Source organism: Burkholderia sp. GW821-FHT14F03 (genome assembly GCF_058803765.1).
This window is the reverse complement of record NZ_JBXAPG010000043.1, coordinates 24,410-38,588: the sequence shown is the minus strand read 5'-3', so window position 1 is coordinate 38,588 and position 14,179 is coordinate 24,410. Positions and strand designations below refer to the sequence as shown.

The window sequence follows — 14,179 nt, the reverse complement described above, 5'->3', positions numbered from 1 at the left end:
GAAGCGCCGGAAGCCGCGTCGCAGGCCGAACCGTTCCCGATGCCGCCGACGCTGACCGAGGTACTGGAGCCGGGCAAGTCGGGTGCGACGGTGCTTGAACCGGTCGGCGCATCGCCGCCGGAGAAGCGCATCGAAGCGCCGGAAGCCGTATCGCCGCCCCCCGCCGATATACCGCCCCCCGGCAAGCCGTCGGCGATACGCGCCGAAGCGCTCGGTGCGATATCGCCGGCCGACGCGTCCACGCCGACGTCTGCCCAAGCCGCATCGGCCTTGTCCGCGCCGTTCCCCGGCCGGCCCTTGGCGACCTCTCCCTTGCTCGCGGGCGCAACGGCGTCGCACGAGGCATCGGCCGCATCCGCGCCGACCGACGATCCCGCCACGAGCGCGAACCATGAACCGGCGCGCGCGACCGAGCTGGCACCACCCGCCGACGGCGTCGACCTCCAGGCCGCCACGCCGGCTGCCGAATTGTTGACCGCATTCGACGCGCCGCCGGCGTTTGCCGACGAGTTGCCGGCGTCCCATTCCGCACCCGAAGCGGTCACGCCGCCGCCGCTGGCGTCGTTCGCGGCCGCCGCGGCGGATGCGCGCGTCGACGCGCGCGAGATCGCCGGCCGCCTGCAGCGGCGCGTGGCCGATTATCTGGGCGGAGCGGGGCGTGCGCTGATCGAGGCCCGCTGCGAGGCGGCCCTGCGGGATCACGGCGCGCGGCTCGTCGACGAGGTCACGCGCGAGGTGGCGCGCACGCTCGAGGTGGAGATCGCGGGCTGGGTCAGGGAAGCGGTCGACGACGAACTGGCGCGCCGCGCCGCGCGCGGCGCCGATACCGATACCGCATGAGGCGGCGCGCGCCGCTTACTTGAGCGACAGGATCCAGTGGGCGAGCGTGCCCGCTTCGGCGTTCGTCAGTTGCGTATTGGCGGGCATCGGCACGCTGCCCCACACCCCCACGCTGCCTTTCACGATGGCCTGCGCGAGATAGGGCGCGGCGTCGGCGCGCGCCGCGTATTTGTCCGCGATCGCGTTGAACGACGGCCCCATCAGGGGCTGCGAGATCGCATGGCAGGCCATGCAGTTCCTGCGCTGCGCGAGCGTCGGGCCATCGGCTTGCTGCGCATGCGCGTTGGCTCCGGCGGCAACCAGCAGGATTGCCATCAGACGCAACGGGATTCGTATCATCTAGAGGTCTCCGCCGGCGTGGGTGTCCGGCTTGGTTTGCGCGCATTATAAAAGCAAAGGGGGCGCGAGTTTTTCGCGCCCCCCGCTTCCTTGACGCAGCCGGGATGCCCCGGCCGTTGTCCGCAAGCGTCAGCCCGTCACCGCGCCCTTGTTCGCGGGCAGCGCGAGCGCCGCGTACTTTGCCAGCACGCCGCGCGTGTAGCGCGGCGCCGGCTGCTTCCAGGCGGCGCGGCGGCGCGCCAGCTCGGCGTCGTCGATGTTCAGCTGCAACAGCAGCCGGTGCGCGTCGATCGTGATCGAGTCGCCTTCCTGCACGAGCGCGATGGTGCCGCCGACGAAGGCTTCCGGCGCCACGTGGCCGACCACCATGCCCCAGGTGCCGCCCGAGAAGCGGCCGTCGGTGATGAGGCCGACCGTTTCGCCGAGCCCCTTGCCGATGATCGCCGAGGTCGGCGCGAGCATTTCCGGCATGCCCGGGCCGCCCTGCGGGCCGAGATAGCGCAGCACGACGACGTCGCCCGCATTGATCTTGTCGTCGAGGATCGCCTGCAGCGCGCCTTGCTCGTCGTCGAACACGCGCGCCGGGCCGGTGATGACCGGGTTCTTCAGGCCGGTGATCTTCGCGACCGCGCCGTCTTCCGCGAGATTGCCCTTCAGGATCGCGAGGTGGCCTTCCTTGTACAGCGCCCGGTCGATCGGGTAGATCACCTTCTGGTCGGCGCGCGGCACGCTCGGCACGTCCTTGAGCGCTTCGGCCATGGTCTCGCCGGTGATGGTCATGCAGTCGCCGTGCAGCAGGCCCGCGTCGAGCAGGATCTTCATCACTTGCGGGATGCCGCCCGCCGCATGCAGGTCGGTCGCGACGAACTGGCCCGACGGCTTCAGGTCGCAGATCACCGGCACGCGCTTGCGGATCCGCTCGAAGTCCTCGATCGACCAGTCGATCTCGGCCGCGTGCGCGATCGCGAGGAAGTGCAGCACGGCGTTGGTCGAGCCGCCCGTGGCCATGATCACCGACACCGCGTTCTCGATCGACTTCTTCGTGATGATGTCGCGCGGCTTCAGGTCGCGCTTCACCGCCTCGACGAGCACGCGCGCCGATTCGGCGGCCGAGTCGACCTTCTCGTCGTCCGGGTTCGCCATCGTCGACGAATACGGCAGCGACATGCCGAGCGCCTCGAACGACGAGCTCATCGTGTTCGCTGTGTACATCCCGCCGCACGAGCCGGTCGTCGGGCACGCGTTCTTCTCGACCCCTTCGAAATCTTCCTGCGACATCCGGCCCGCGGTGAACTCGCCGACCGCCTCGAACGAGGACACGATCGTCAGGTCCTTGCCCTTCCAGTGGCCGGGGCGGATCGTGCCGCCGTACACGTAGATGCCCGGCACGTTCAGGCGCGCGAGCGCGATCATCCCGCCCGGCATGTTCTTGTCGCAGCCGCCCACGACCACGACGCCGTCCATCCATTGACCTTGCACGCAGGTCTCGATGCAGTCGGCGATCACCTCGCGCGACACGAGCGAGTACTTCATCCCCTCGGTGCCCATCGACATGCCGTCGGAGATCGTCGGCGTACCGAAGATCTGCGGATTCGCGCCGGCGTCCTTGACCGCCTTCACGGCGGCGTCGGACAGGCGCTGCAGGCCCGCGTTGCACGGCGTGATGGTCGAGTGGCCGTTCGCGATGCCGATCATCGGCTTGTCGAAATCGTCCTTCTGGTAGCCGAGCGCGTAATACATCGAGCGGTTCGGCGCGCGCGCGACGCCTTGCGTGATGTTCTTCGAGCGGCGGTTGTACGACATGGGGAACTCCATCCGTTTGTTGTCTTGATTGCGGGGCGGCCGGCCGCGGCACGGGCGGAACGGCTCAAGTGGGCCAAGGATGCAGTTTCTCTTTGGGAATGTCCAATATATTATTCATAGCCGATTAGGTCGATCAACATATCAGGGAGCGTGACCGAGGTGAGCCCCGACCTGCGCCAGTGGCGCTATTTCGTGACCGTCGCCGACGAGCGACATTTCGGCCGCGCGGCCGCCCGGCTGTCGATGACGCAGCCGCCGTTGTCGCAGGCGATCCGCGCGCTGGAGGAGGCGCTGGGCGTCGCGCTGTTCGCGCGCACCAAGCGCTCGGTCGAGCTGACGGCGGTGGGCGCGGCGCTCCTGCCCGAGGTCGAGCGGCTGTTGGCCGCGGCGGACGCGCTGCCGCCGCTCGCGCAGAGTCTCGCGCGCGGCGAGGCCGGCTCGCTGTCGCTCGCGTTCGTGTCGACCGCGGACTACGGCCTGCTGCCGAACCTGCTGCGCGAGTTCGGCGCGCGCAATCCGCACGTGCGGCTGCAACTGACCGAGGCGACGAGCGACGTGCAGATCGACGAACTCGCGGCCGGGCGGATCGACGCCGGGTTGATCATTCCGCCCGTGCCGCCGCGGCATGCGGCCGTGCTGTCCTATCTGCCCGTGGCGCGCGAACCGCTCGTGGTGGCGATGCCGGCCGACGCGTCGAAGGCGGGCGAGGAGACGCCGGTGCGCCTCGCCGAGGTCGCGGACTTGCCGCTCGTGATCTTTCCGCGTCGTCTGGCGCCCGGCTTTTATGACATCATTACGGGCTGCTACGGCGCGGCGGGCGTCACGCCGCGCATCGGCCAGGAGGCGATCCAGATGCAGACGATCGTGAGCCTCGTGTCGGCCGGCATGGGCGTCGCGCTGGTGCCGCAGTCGCTGCGCAACCTGCGGCGCACGGGCGTGATCTACCGGCCGCTCGCCGCCGACGCGCCGGTCGTCGAGACCGGGCTGGCCTGGCGCACGGGCGACGTGAGTCCGGTGCTCGCGGCCTTCATCGAGATCGTGCGGCGCGCGGCGCCCGGCATCGACGGCTGAGAACCTCGGCGCGCGCCCGCCGTCAAACACGCGTCGCGCACCTCGTGCGCGGCGCGATGAATCCGAACCCTACACCGTTTATCCATGATCATTCACCCGCATTTCGATCCCGTCGCGATCCACCTCGGGCCGCTCGCCGTCCGCTGGTACGGCCTCATGTATCTGGTCGCGTTCATCGCGGCGATCGTGGTCGGCCGGCTGCGGCTGCGGCTGCCGCACGTCGCGGCGCAAGGCTGGACCGCGAAGGACATCGACGACATGATGTTCTACGGCGTGCTCGGCACCGTGCTCGGCGGCCGTCTCGGCTACGTGCTGTTCTACAAGGCGAGCTTCTATTTCTCGCACCCGCTCGACATCTTCAAGGTGTGGGAGGGCGGCATGTCGTTCCACGGTGGCTTCCTGGGCGTGGTGTTCGCGATGTCGCTGTTCGCGTGGCAGCGCAAGCGCAGCTGGATGGAGGTGACCGACTTCGTCGCGCCGATGGTGCCGACGGGGCTCGCCGCGGGGCGTCTCGGCAATTTCATCAACGGCGAGCTGTGGGGCCGCGTGACGAGCCCGGACGCGCCCTGGGCGATGCTGTTCCCCGGCGCCGCGCGCGACGATGCCGCGTGGCTCGGCGCGCATCCGGCGCTTGCCGCGAAGTGGAACCTCAACGAGGTGTTCATGCAGTATCAGATGCTGCCGCGCCATCCGTCGCAGCTCTACGAGATCGCGCTCGAGGGCGTCGCGCTGTTCTTCGTGCTGTTCTTCTTCGCGCGCAAGCCGCGGCCGCTCGACGCGGTGTCGGCGGTGTTCCTGATCGGCTACGGCCTCGCGCGTTTCACCGTGGAGTTCGCGCGCGAGCCCGACGACTTCCTCGGACTGCTCACGTTCGGCTTGTCGATGGGGCAGTGGCTGTCGTTGCCGATGATCCTCGCGGGCATCGCGATGCTCGTGTGGGCCTATCGTCGTGGCGCGGGCGCCGCGCGCGCATGACGGGCGGCGTGAGCCGCGCACCATGAAGAACGCCGGCGGGAGCCGGCGCTTTTTTATCGTCGCGCGTCGCGCGTCACTTCATCTGGACCGAGCCGTTCACGTTGACGGTCACGGTCGCCTTGCCGCCCTCGACCGAGATCGGCGCGCCGGCGTCCTTGGACATCGGCGCGGCCGCGGCCATCGCCATCATGCGCGGATACGGCTGCACGTTGTGACCGCCGCCGACGTTGACGTCGCGGATCGAATAGCTGCTGTAGCCGAACGCCTTCGAGGCTTCCTCGGCGCGCGTGCGGAACGACTTGATCGCTTCCGTCGTGAGCTTCTGCTCGGCGGCGCGCTGCGCCTCGGGCGACAGCGAGAAGTCGACGCCGGCGATCTGCAGGGTCGTGGCGAGCTGGCCGGCGAGCTTCGAGGCGGCCGCGAAGTCGTGCGATTCGAGCACGACCTCGGTGCGGCCGCGCCATGCGGAGATCTTGCCGTCGCGGTCGGTGCTCGGATAGACCGAGAACGCGCCCGTGCGCGCGGTCACGCCGGCGACGCCGCGCGCCTGCGCGAGCGCCGCGTCGGCGCGGCGGTTCAGGTCCGCCGTGAGGCTGCCGGGGTCGCGCGCCTGCTGCTCGTAGAACAGCGTGATCGTGACGACGTCCTGCGGCACGTCGGCGCTGGCCTGTGCCGACAGCGACAGCACGCCGGCCGGCGGCGGTTGTTGGCCGACGCTCTGCGCGCGTGCGACGGACGGGGCGAGCGACAGCGCGACGGGCACCACGGTGGCGACGGCGAGAGCGAGCACGAGGGCGGTTTTTTTCGTCATGTTGGACTCCTTGAACGGAAGCGCGCACGCGATACGCGCAAAAACGCGGTACGAGGCCGCGCCTGATGAGGATCGTAACCGGCGGCTTGCCGGCTGAGCGACCGTTAGGCCAATGAAAGGCGCGCCGAGTTCCGCTGCGCGGCCGGCCGGGCCGGCCGATTTGACTTTCCTTGAAGCGGGCCGCGGCGCGACCTCACTTCATCAGCTTCTGCGTGATGAAGCGCCATTCGGCGGGCGTGACGGGCGTGATCGAGAGGCGGTTGCCTTTCGCGAGCACGCGCATGTCGGCAAGGGCGTCGTGCTCGCGCAACGCGGCGAGCGGCACGAGCGGCGACTTGCGCACGAACTTCACGTCGACCAGCATCCAGCGCGGTGTTTCGCGCGTGGATTTCGGATCGTGATAGGGGCTCTTCGGATCGAACTGCGTGGGATCGGGATAGGGCGTCGAACAGACCTCGGCGAGGCCGGCGATGCCGGGCTCGGGGCAGCTCGAGTGATAGAACAGCACGCCGTCGCCGATGTGCATCGTGTCGCGCATGAAGTTGCGCGCCTGATAGTTGCGCACGCCGGTCCACGGCAGCGTGCGCTGCGGCGCGTTCGCGAGATCGTCGATGCTCGCTTCGTCCGGTTCGGACTTCATCAGCCAGTGGTGCATGGATCGTGATCGACGCAGGAAAAAGGCTGCCGCAAAAGGAAACGGCATCGGGAATCGCCCGATGCCGTTGAAAAGGCCCCCGCCTTGGCCGCTAGGCCGGCATCCTGAACCTGGGGTTCAGAATTGGTCGCAGTTAGCAGCACATCGGGTACATCAGACAGAGTGACGCGCGCGCCCGTGCTACAAATTTCCGCAACCGTGCACATGGCATTGGTTCAAGGAATATATGACCTTGGCGAACCAGGCAGGGAAGCTGACTAATCGTGCGGATCGTGTTTGGATTCAGTGGCTTGCGCGATGCTCATCACGCTGGACATCAAGCACCACGAGAACCCGTGCGACCCGCTTACTGCGCTTCGTGCTGTGCGAGCACTGCACCAAGCTGTTCATTCATTTGATGCATTGTACGCCGGATTTCCTCCGCGGGAAATGCTTCTCCGTGCCGCACGCTCTGTTGCAGCCTCAAAAGCTCCGACGCGAGCGACAGCGCGGCCATCACGGCGATGCGATCCGTGCCGCGCACGGAGCTGTTCGAGCGGATCTTCGACATCTCCGCATCGACGCGCGCGACCGCCTCGAGCAACGCGGCTTCGGTGTCGGCGGAGCAGGCGAGCCGATACGCCTGACCGAGGATCGATACTTCGATCTGCTTGGTGCTCATGCATGTTCTCCGTGGCTGGCCGGGCCGCCCTCGCGCGCATCATCGCGCGGGTCGAGCAGGTCGAGCTGGTTTTCCGCGTCCGGCGCGTTCTTCGCGCGCGGCAGCTTCTCGAGAATCGCATTGAGCTTCACCTGGGCATCGTCGATCTTCGCCGACAGCGCGTCGCGCTCCGCCGCAAGGGCGTCGCGTTCCTCGCGCAGTTGCGAGAGTTCCGTGCGGGTCGCTTCCGCTTCCGTGCGCAATTGCGCGAGCTGCTCTTCGAGCGCGAGCCGCTCCGTGTGATGACGCTTGTTCAGCGCGATCAAACGGCCAATATTTTGAGATAGAGTTTCGAGTTCGTTGAGCATCTGCTGCGTCCTCTAAAGACCCAGCATTTTAGCGCGGATTATCGTCCAACCCGAGATCCGGATCGTATCGAGACGTAACGTTCATGCGTGTTGATGCGAATTTTGCGACAAATCTGGGTCAAATCCCGCGAGCTGGGGGGCGCGCGCGGCGCGCGGGAGGCTTTCTTGACGGCCGGCACCCGCGCTCCTACACTGGCGCCGCTTTGGTGCTCGCGTGCACGCGCACGCGGTTAAACGGGAAGCAGGGCGCACGGTCCGCCAGGACCGGCCAACCTGCGCTGCCCCCGCAACGGTAAGCGGCGCATCGCGTGCGATGCCAGCTGTCCCCACAAGCGCGGCGTTTGCCGCGCGGCCACTGCGCGATGCGCGCGGGAAGGCGGGGCGGTGACGCCGTCAGCCCGGATACCGGCCAGGGCGGGAGGGCGGACGCGCGATGCGCGCCGTCCTCGTGAGGCGGAACCTGCGGGGAGGCGGGGGCCGCACCGTTCAACAGGATTCATCGATGCGAACCCAGATCGCCCGCGCCGCGCTCGTCGCGTGTTCCGGGCTGCCGTGCGCCGCCGTCGCGCAGAGCACGCCGCCTGCTTCTTCCCCGCCGCCTTCGTCCGCCGCCGCGCCGACCCAGCTCGAGCCGATCGTCGTGACCGCGCAGCGTGCCCCGCAAGCGCTCGCGGACGCGCTGCCGCAAACCACTCTGTTTACCCGCGCGGACATCGAGAACAGCAATGCGACCGATCTGCCCGGCCTGCTCGCGCTCGCGCCCGGCGCGCAGATCGTGCGCAACGGCGGGCCCGGCGCGACCGCGAGCCTGTTCCTGCGCGGCGCGCAGTCGACCCAGTCGCTGGTGTTGATCGACGGCGTGCGGGTCGATTCGGCGAGCCTCGGCCAGGCGCAGATCGCGCAGCTGCCGCTCGACCAGATCGAGCGGGTCGAGATCGTCAACGGCAACGTGTCGTCGCTGTACGGCTCGGGCGCGATCGGCGGCGTCGTGCAGGTGTTCACGAAGGACGGCGGCGATCATCCGCCGCGCTTCAACTTCTCGGTCGGCTATGGCAGCTATCACACGCAGAGCCAGACCGCGGGCGTGTCGGGCCGGCTCGACGCGGCGGGCGACACGACCTTCAGCGTGTCGCTGTCGCGCGACAAGACCGACGGTTTCTCGGCCATCGATCCGGTCCGGCAGCCGCAGGCGAATCCGAATGCGAACGGCTATCTCGACGAAAGCGTGGCCGCGTCGCTCAAGCATCGCTTCAACGCGCGCTGGAGCGCGGGTGTCAGCTACTTCCAGAGCAACGGCGACACCAGCTTCGACAATGCCTACGGGCAGCCGACCGATCTCAACAGCCTGTATACCAAGGTGCAGCAGATCGCCGCGTTCGCGGACGGCAAGCTGACCGACTGGTGGACCACGCATCTGCGCGTCGCGAGCGGCAACGATCGAAGCCAGTCCTGGCTGAACGGCGCCTATACCGATCACTTCAACACCGACAACCGCCAGTACACCTGGCAAAACGACTTCGCGCCGCTGAAGGATCAGCGCATCCAGGCGGGCTATGAGCGGCTCGACCAGGCGTTCGACTCCGACGTGTTCGTCGCGCCGCAGCGTCATGTGAATTCGGGCTGGCTCGGCTACACGGGCCGCTTCGGGAACAGCCAGTTCCAGGCCAACGTGCGGCGCGACCAGTACTCCGATTTCGGCGGCGCCAACAGCTACTATCTCGGCTATGGGCTCGACGTGACCGAGCACTGGAAGGTCACGGCCAGCTATTCCGATGCATTCCGCGCACCGAGCTTCAACGATCTGTACTACCCGAACGCAGGCAATCCGGCGATCCGCCCCGAGCGCAGCCACTCGGTCGAGGCCGCCGTGCAGTACGCGTCGGACGCGCTCGGCGTGGCGCGCGTGACGGTGTTCCAGACGCGCTACACGGACCTGATCGACTACCAGCCGGTCGCGAACAGCTATTACTATCAGGCCGTGAACATCGGCCGGGCCAAGGTGCAGGGTGTCGAGGGCTCGTGGCAGGGCCATGTCGGCAAGACCGAGGTGCGGGTCGCGGCGACCGTGCAGAACCCGGTCGACGAGACGGCCGGCCAGGACCTGAACCGGCGCGCGCGCCGCTTCGCGTCGTTCGCGCTGAACCGCGCGTTCGGCGGCTGGCGCGTCGGCGGCGAATGGCTCGTCAGCGGCGCGCGCAACGACACCGGCAATCCGCTCGGCGGCTACGGGGTCGTCAACCTGTCCGCGCGCTACAACATCACGAAGGCGTGGTACGTGAGCGCGCGCATCGACAACCTGCTCGACAAGGATTACGAACTTGCCTATGCGTACAACACGCCGCGCCGCGGCGCCTACGTCACGATCGGCTGGCAGCAGCCGTGACGCACGCGGCGGGGCGCGCGGATGAACGCGCGCCGCGCGGCCCTGATCTGGGCCGGGGCCGCGGGCGTCGCGGCCGCCTTGTTCGTCGCGTCGCTGACGTGCGGCAGCCTGCCCGTCTCGCCCGGACAGGCGCTGGCCGCGCTCGCGCCGCATGGGGGCGGTGACGCGACGCCGCTCGCGGTCGAGGTCGTGCGCACGCTGCGCCTGCCGCGGGCGCTCGCGGGCTTCAGCTGCGGCGCGCTGCTCGCGCTCGCGGGCGCGCTGTTGCAGGTGCTGCTGCGCAATCCGCTCGCCGAGCCTTACGTGCTCGGCGTATCGGGCGGCGCGGCGGGCTTCGCGCTCGTCGCGATGATCGCGGGCGGCGCGTGGTGGATGGTCGACGCCGCGTCGTTCCTCGGCGCGCTCGCGTCGATCGCCGTGCTGCTCGGTCTCGCGCGTCGCGCGCTGTGGCGCGGCGACGTTCGCGACGCATCGCCGCGTCTGCTGCTCACGGGCGTGGTGATCGCGGCGGGGTGGGGCGCGCTGATCACGCTGCTGCTGTCGATCGCGCCGGACAACCGGCTGCGCGGCATCCTGTTCTGGCTGTCGGGCGACCTGAGCGGCGCGGCCGCGCCCTGGTTCGCGCTCGCGGCGCTCGCGGCGGCCTTGCTCGCCGCGCTGCCGGTCGCGCCGCAGCTCAACGCGCTGCTGCGCGGCGACGCCGTGGCGGCGGCGCTCGGCGTGCCGGTCGCGCGGCTGCGGCTGCGCATCTACCTGATCGCCTCGCTGGCCGCCGCGGCCGCGGTCACCACGGCCGGCACGATCGGCTTCGTCGGTCTCGTGGTGCCGCACGCGCTGCGGCTCGCATTCGGCAACGACCAGCGCATGCTGCTGCCCGCCGCCGCGCTCGCGGGCGGTGGCGGCGTGATGGCGGCCGACCTGCTCGCGCGCACGGCGATCGCGCCCGCGCAATTGCCGGTCGGCGTGATGACGGCGTTGATCGGCGTGCCGGTGTTCCTGTGGATGCTGCTGAGGCGGGCGCGATGAGCGCGCCGCGCCTGCTTCCGGATGCCGTCGCGGCGCGCTGCGATGCGCGGCGGCTCGCACTGCAAGCGGGTGGCCGCCTGCTGCTCGACGATTTCACGCAAGGCTTCGGCCCGGGCGAGCTGTGGTGCATTGCCGGCCCGAACGGCGCGGGCAAGACAACGCTGATCTCGACGCTCGCCGGACTCGCGCCGCCCGCGCGCGGGCAGGTCGAACTCGACGGCGTGCCGCTCGCCGCATGGTCGCCCGCGCCGCTCGCGCGGCGGCGCGCGCTGATGGCGCAGAGCGTGCACGACGCGTTCAGCGCGAGCGTGTTCGACACCGTGCTGCTCAACCGCTTTCCGCATCTGTCCGGCTGGGGCTGGGAGCGTCCCGAGGATCGCGCGGCCGCGCAGGCCGCGCTCGACGCGCTCGGGCTCGCGGCGTTCGCCGCGCGCGACGTGCTGTCGCTGTCGGGCGGCGAGCGCCAGCGCGTCGCGCTGGCCGGCGCGCTGTGCCAGGACGCGCCGCTGCTGTTGCTCGACGAACCGCTCGCGCATCTCGACCTCCATCACCAGATCGATTGTCTCGCCGCGCTGGCCGACTGGCTGCGCGGCGGCGCGCGCACCGTGATCTTCTCGTGCCACGACCTGAACCTCGCGCGCCGTTTCGCGACCCACGCGCTGCTGCTCGACGGGCGCGGCGGCGCGCAGGCCGGCCCCGCGCGCGAGGTGCTGAGCGCCGAGCGCGCGAGCCGGGCGTTCGGCTATCCGCTCGTGTTGATCGAGCGCGACGGCCGCGAAGCGCTGGTGCCGGTGTGGCCGGCGCAGACGGCGCGATGATGTCGGGCCGCCCGTACGTATTCGCGTCCGGGTGCCGCCCGGCGCCCCCGGCGTTGTTTTCGATCCCGTTTCCGTTTCCGTTTCCGATTTCGACTCAGGCGAACCCATGACCTCGACTTTTTCCGTGCCCCGGATCGATCCGCTCGACGCAGCGGCGCGTGCACCGCTGCAGCACCTGATCGATCACAAGACGAAGCCGCCCGGCAGCCTCGGCCGGCTCGAAGCGCTCGCGCTGCAACTGGCGCGGATCCAGCAGTGCGATGCACCGCGCGTCGAGCGGCCGGTGATGATCGTGTTCGCGGCCGATCACGGCATCGCGGCGGAGGGCGTGAGCCCGTATCCGCAGGCCGTGACCGCGCAGATGGTCGCGAACTTCCTGGCGGGCGGCGCGGCGATCAATGCGTTCTCGGGCGTCGCAGGCTGCGCGCTCGAGATCGTCAACGCGGGCGTCGCGACGCCGCTGCCCGCGCACGCGTCGTTGCTCGACCTGCCGATCGCCGCCGGCACGCGCAACTTCGCGCACGAACCGGCGATGTCGCGCGCCGAGTGCGAGGCGGCGCTCGCGGCGGGCGCGGCGCGGGTGCGCCACCACGCGGCGCTCGGCACCAACGTGATCGGCTTCGGCGAGATGGGCATCGCGAACACGTCGGCGGCCGCGTGCGTGATGAGCCGCCTGCTCGACCTGCCGCTCGACGCGTGCGTCGGGCGCGGCACCGGCCTCGACGACGCGGGGCTCGCGCACAAGCGCGCGGTGCTGTCGGGCGCGCTCGCGCGCCACCCGGATGCGCGCGCGCCGCTCGACGTGCTGGCCGCCTTCGGCGGTTTCGAGATCGCCATGATGACGGGCGCATTTCTCGCGGCGGCGGCCGCGCGCATGACGGTGCTCGTCGACGGCTTCATCGCGACCTCGGCGCTGCTGGTCGCCGATGCGCTCGCGCCGGCGCTGCGCGAGTATTGCGTGTTCTCGCACGCGTCGGACGAGCGCGGGCATCGCCGCATGCTCGCTCATTTCGGCGCGGAGCCGCTGCTCGCGCTCGACCTGCGGCTCGGCGAGGGCACGGGCGCCGCGCTCGCGCTGCCGCTCGTGCGGGCCGCCGCCGCGTTCCTCGTCGAGATGGCGAGCTTCGATGCGGCCGGCGTCGCGAACCGTGACGCCTGAGCGCGCCGTGGGCCTGCGCGCGGAGCTGCGCTATGCGTTCGTCGCGCTTGGGTACTTCACGCGCGTGCCGGTGCCGCGCTGGGTCGGCTACGAAGCGGACGACCTGAATCGCGCGGCGCGCTATTTCCCGCTGGTCGGCGTGGGCGTCGGCGCGGTCGCGGCCGGCGTGTACCTGCTGGCCGCGCGACTGTGGCCGGCCGGCGTGGCGGTGCTGCTGTCGATCGCGGCCACGCTGCTGTTGACGGGCGCGTTCCATGAGGACGGCCTCGCGGACAGCTGCGACGGCTTCGGCGGCGGGTATCGGCGCGAGGACGTGCTGCGCATCATGCACGACTCGCGGATCGGCACCTTCGGCGCGGCGGCGCTCGTGATCGCGCTTGCGCTGAAGTGGCAGGCGCTGGTCGCGCTGCCGCCCACGCATGTCGCGTGGACGATGCTCGCCGCGCATGCGGCGAGCCGCGTGGGCGCGGTGAGCCTCCTGGTCACGCTCGACTACGTGCGCGGCGAGGGCAAGGCGAAGCCGGTCGCGCAGCGGATGTCCGCGCGGGCGTTCGGCTTCGCCGCGCTGGGCGGGCTGCCGTGGCTGCTGTGGCCGGACTGGCGCATGGGGCTGGTCGCGCTTGGCGTGCTCGCCGGATTGCGCGTGCTGCTCGCGCGTTACTTCGTCGCGCGGATCGGCGGTTATACCGGCGATTGCCTCGGCTTCGCGCAGCAGCTGTTCGAACTGGCGATCTATCTGGTGGCGCTCGGATGGATCTCGTCCTGATCCGTCATCCGGCCGTCGCGGTGGACCCGGGCGTGTGCTACGGGCGCAGCGACGTACCGCTCGCGGTCGACCCGGACGAGGCGGCCCGTGCGTTGATGCGTGCGTTCGACGCGCGCGGCATTCCGGTTCCCGATGCGCTCGTCACGAGCCCGCTGTCGCGCTGCGCCGGGTTCGCGGCGGCGCTCGCGCGCGGCTGGCGAGCATCGTTGCGGAGCGAGCCGCGGCTGCGCGAGATCGACTTCGGCGCGTGGGAGATGCTGCGTTGGGATGAGATCGGCCGTGAGGCGATCGAACGCTGGAGCGCGGACTTGTGGGGCGCGCGCGAGCATGGCGGCGAGAGCGTCGCGCAGTTCGTCGCGCGGATCGCGCCCATGCTGCCGGCGTCGAATGCGTCGAATGCGTCGAATGCGTCGAATGCGTCGAATGCGTCGAATGCGTCGAACGCGACGAACGCGACGAACGCGACGAACGCGACGAACGCGACGAACGCGACGAACGCGACGAACGCGACGAACGCGACGAACG

The 14,179-nt window shown here is 70.0% G+C and carries 15 protein-coding genes, 1 other RNA gene and 1 riboswitch; of the genes, 9 read left to right on the top strand and 7 right to left on the bottom strand.

Annotation, left to right across the window (positions count from 1 at the left end):
• The coding region (locus tag AC1RQF_RS25490; RefSeq protein WP_492873228.1) for a DUF2486 family protein at nucleotides 1-840 on the top strand (840 nt) is incomplete at its 5' end.
• Between the two features lie 15 nt (nucleotides 841-855).
• Here AC1RQF_RS25490 and AC1RQF_RS25485 read toward each other — a convergent pair.
• Nucleotides 856-1,179, bottom strand: a complete 324-nt coding sequence (locus tag AC1RQF_RS25485; RefSeq protein WP_273998688.1) for a c-type cytochrome — start codon at nucleotides 1,177-1,179, stop codon at nucleotides 856-858.
• Nucleotides 1,180-1,308: 129 nt separating this feature from the next.
• A complete protein-coding gene (ilvD, locus tag AC1RQF_RS25480) occupies nucleotides 1,309-2,982 on the bottom strand; it encodes a dihydroxy-acid dehydratase (RefSeq protein ID WP_273998686.1) in 1,674 nt (557 codons plus the stop codon).
• Between the two features lie 159 nt (nucleotides 2,983-3,141).
• Between ilvD and AC1RQF_RS25475 the strand changes: the two genes are divergently transcribed.
• Both AC1RQF_RS25475 and lgt read left to right on the top strand, forming a co-directional pair.
• Nucleotides 3,142-4,053 carry a LysR family transcriptional regulator gene (locus AC1RQF_RS25475; RefSeq protein WP_274004358.1) on the top strand — a complete coding sequence of 304 codons (912 nt, stop codon included), beginning with the start codon at nucleotides 3,142-3,144 and terminating at the stop codon, nucleotides 4,051-4,053.
• Nucleotides 4,054-4,137: 84 nt separating this feature from the next.
• Nucleotides 4,138-5,028 carry a prolipoprotein diacylglyceryl transferase gene (lgt, locus tag AC1RQF_RS25470; protein ID WP_492873227.1) on the top strand — a complete coding sequence of 297 codons (891 nt, stop codon included), beginning with the start codon at nucleotides 4,138-4,140 and terminating at the stop codon, nucleotides 5,026-5,028.
• A gap of 73 nt (nucleotides 5,029-5,101) precedes the next feature.
• On the opposite strand, the gene AC1RQF_RS25465 is transcribed toward lgt, so the two are convergent.
• The 5 genes from AC1RQF_RS25465 to AC1RQF_RS25445 all read right to left on the bottom strand — a co-directional run bounded on the left by AC1RQF_RS25465 (nucleotide 5,102) and on the right by AC1RQF_RS25445 (nucleotide 7,502).
• On the bottom strand, nucleotides 5,102-5,839 hold the full coding sequence (locus AC1RQF_RS25465; RefSeq protein WP_273998681.1) for an SIMPL domain-containing protein: 738 nt from the start codon (nucleotides 5,837-5,839) through the stop codon (nucleotides 5,102-5,104).
• Nucleotides 5,840-6,032: 193 nt separating this feature from the next.
• The gene (locus tag AC1RQF_RS25460; protein ID WP_273998680.1) at nucleotides 6,033-6,494 is read right to left on the bottom strand and encodes an EVE domain-containing protein; all 462 of its coding nucleotides are present in this window, start codon (nucleotides 6,492-6,494) and stop codon (nucleotides 6,033-6,035) included.
• A gap of 72 nt (nucleotides 6,495-6,566) precedes the next feature.
• Nucleotides 6,567-6,748, bottom strand: a non-coding RNA gene (gene ssrS / locus AC1RQF_RS25455) — 6S RNA.
• A gap of 92 nt (nucleotides 6,749-6,840) precedes the next feature.
• A complete protein-coding gene (locus tag AC1RQF_RS25450) occupies nucleotides 6,841-7,155 on the bottom strand; it encodes a cell division protein ZapA (protein ID WP_273998678.1) in 315 nt (104 codons plus the stop codon).
• Nucleotides 7,152-7,502, bottom strand: a complete 351-nt coding sequence (locus AC1RQF_RS25445) for an ATPase (RefSeq protein ID WP_273998677.1) — start codon at nucleotides 7,500-7,502, stop codon at nucleotides 7,152-7,154. The genes AC1RQF_RS25450 and AC1RQF_RS25445 overlap by 4 nt, the downstream gene beginning before the upstream one ends.
• A gap of 187 nt (nucleotides 7,503-7,689) precedes the next feature.
• Nucleotides 7,690-7,930: riboswitch (cobalamin riboswitch) on the top strand.
• 74 nt (nucleotides 7,931-8,004) lie between these two features.
• On the opposite strand from AC1RQF_RS25445, the gene AC1RQF_RS25440 reads away from it, so the two are divergent.
• From AC1RQF_RS25440 to AC1RQF_RS25415, 6 genes are all read left to right on the top strand, one after another.
• Nucleotides 8,005-9,885, top strand: a complete 1,881-nt coding sequence (locus AC1RQF_RS25440; RefSeq protein ID WP_492873226.1) for a TonB-dependent receptor domain-containing protein — start codon at nucleotides 8,005-8,007, stop codon at nucleotides 9,883-9,885.
• 21 nt (nucleotides 9,886-9,906) lie between these two features.
• Nucleotides 9,907-10,911: a FecCD family ABC transporter permease gene (locus tag AC1RQF_RS25435; RefSeq protein WP_492873225.1), complete on the top strand. Its 1,005-nt coding sequence runs from the start codon at nucleotides 9,907-9,909 to the stop codon at nucleotides 10,909-10,911.
• The gene (locus AC1RQF_RS25430) at nucleotides 10,908-11,729 is read left to right on the top strand and encodes an ABC transporter ATP-binding protein (protein ID WP_492873224.1); all 822 of its coding nucleotides are present in this window, start codon (nucleotides 10,908-10,910) and stop codon (nucleotides 11,727-11,729) included. Before AC1RQF_RS25435 ends, AC1RQF_RS25430 begins: the two co-directional genes overlap by 4 nt.
• 106 nt (nucleotides 11,730-11,835) lie before the next feature.
• Nucleotides 11,836-12,888 carry a nicotinate-nucleotide--dimethylbenzimidazole phosphoribosyltransferase gene (gene cobT / locus AC1RQF_RS25425; RefSeq protein WP_492873223.1) on the top strand — a complete coding sequence of 351 codons (1,053 nt, stop codon included), beginning with the start codon at nucleotides 11,836-11,838 and terminating at the stop codon, nucleotides 12,886-12,888.
• Nucleotides 12,878-13,654: an adenosylcobinamide-GDP ribazoletransferase gene (locus AC1RQF_RS25420; protein ID WP_273998671.1), complete on the top strand. Its 777-nt coding sequence runs from the start codon at nucleotides 12,878-12,880 to the stop codon at nucleotides 13,652-13,654. Before cobT ends, AC1RQF_RS25420 begins: the two co-directional genes overlap by 11 nt.
• The coding region (locus tag AC1RQF_RS25415) for a histidine phosphatase family protein (protein ID WP_492873222.1) at nucleotides 13,639-14,179 on the top strand (541 nt) is incomplete at its 3' end. The genes AC1RQF_RS25420 and AC1RQF_RS25415, both read left to right, overlap by 16 nt.

What these genes read in the sequence shown, in the direction of transcription:
- AC1RQF_RS25485 (WP_273998688.1), bottom strand. Translation starts at nt 1,179, where the DNA reads ATGATACGAATCCCGTTGCGTCTGATGGCAATCCTGCTGGTTGCCGCC.
- ilvD (WP_273998686.1), bottom strand. Translation starts at nt 2,982, where the DNA reads ATGTCGTACAACCGCCGCTCGAAGAACATCACGCAAGGCGTCGCGCGC.
- lgt (WP_492873227.1), top strand. Translation starts at nt 4,138, where the DNA reads ATGATCATTCACCCGCATTTCGATCCCGTCGCGATCCACCTCGGGCCG.
- AC1RQF_RS25465 (WP_273998681.1), bottom strand. Translation starts at nt 5,839, where the DNA reads ATGACGAAAAAAACCGCCCTCGTGCTCGCTCTCGCCGTCGCCACCGTG.
- AC1RQF_RS25460 (WP_273998680.1), bottom strand. Translation starts at nt 6,494, where the DNA reads ATGCACCACTGGCTGATGAAGTCCGAACCGGACGAAGCGAGCATCGAC.
- AC1RQF_RS25450 (WP_273998678.1), bottom strand. Translation starts at nt 7,155, where the DNA reads ATGAGCACCAAGCAGATCGAAGTATCGATCCTCGGTCAGGCGTATCGG.
- AC1RQF_RS25445 (WP_273998677.1), bottom strand. Translation starts at nt 7,502, where the DNA reads ATGCTCAACGAACTCGAAACTCTATCTCAAAATATTGGCCGTTTGATC.
- AC1RQF_RS25440 (WP_492873226.1), top strand. Translation starts at nt 8,005, where the DNA reads ATGCGAACCCAGATCGCCCGCGCCGCGCTCGTCGCGTGTTCCGGGCTG.
- AC1RQF_RS25435 (WP_492873225.1), top strand. Translation starts at nt 9,907, where the DNA reads ATGAACGCGCGCCGCGCGGCCCTGATCTGGGCCGGGGCCGCGGGCGTC.
- AC1RQF_RS25430 (WP_492873224.1), top strand. Translation starts at nt 10,908, where the DNA reads ATGAGCGCGCCGCGCCTGCTTCCGGATGCCGTCGCGGCGCGCTGCGAT.
- cobT (WP_492873223.1), top strand. Translation starts at nt 11,836, where the DNA reads ATGACCTCGACTTTTTCCGTGCCCCGGATCGATCCGCTCGACGCAGCG.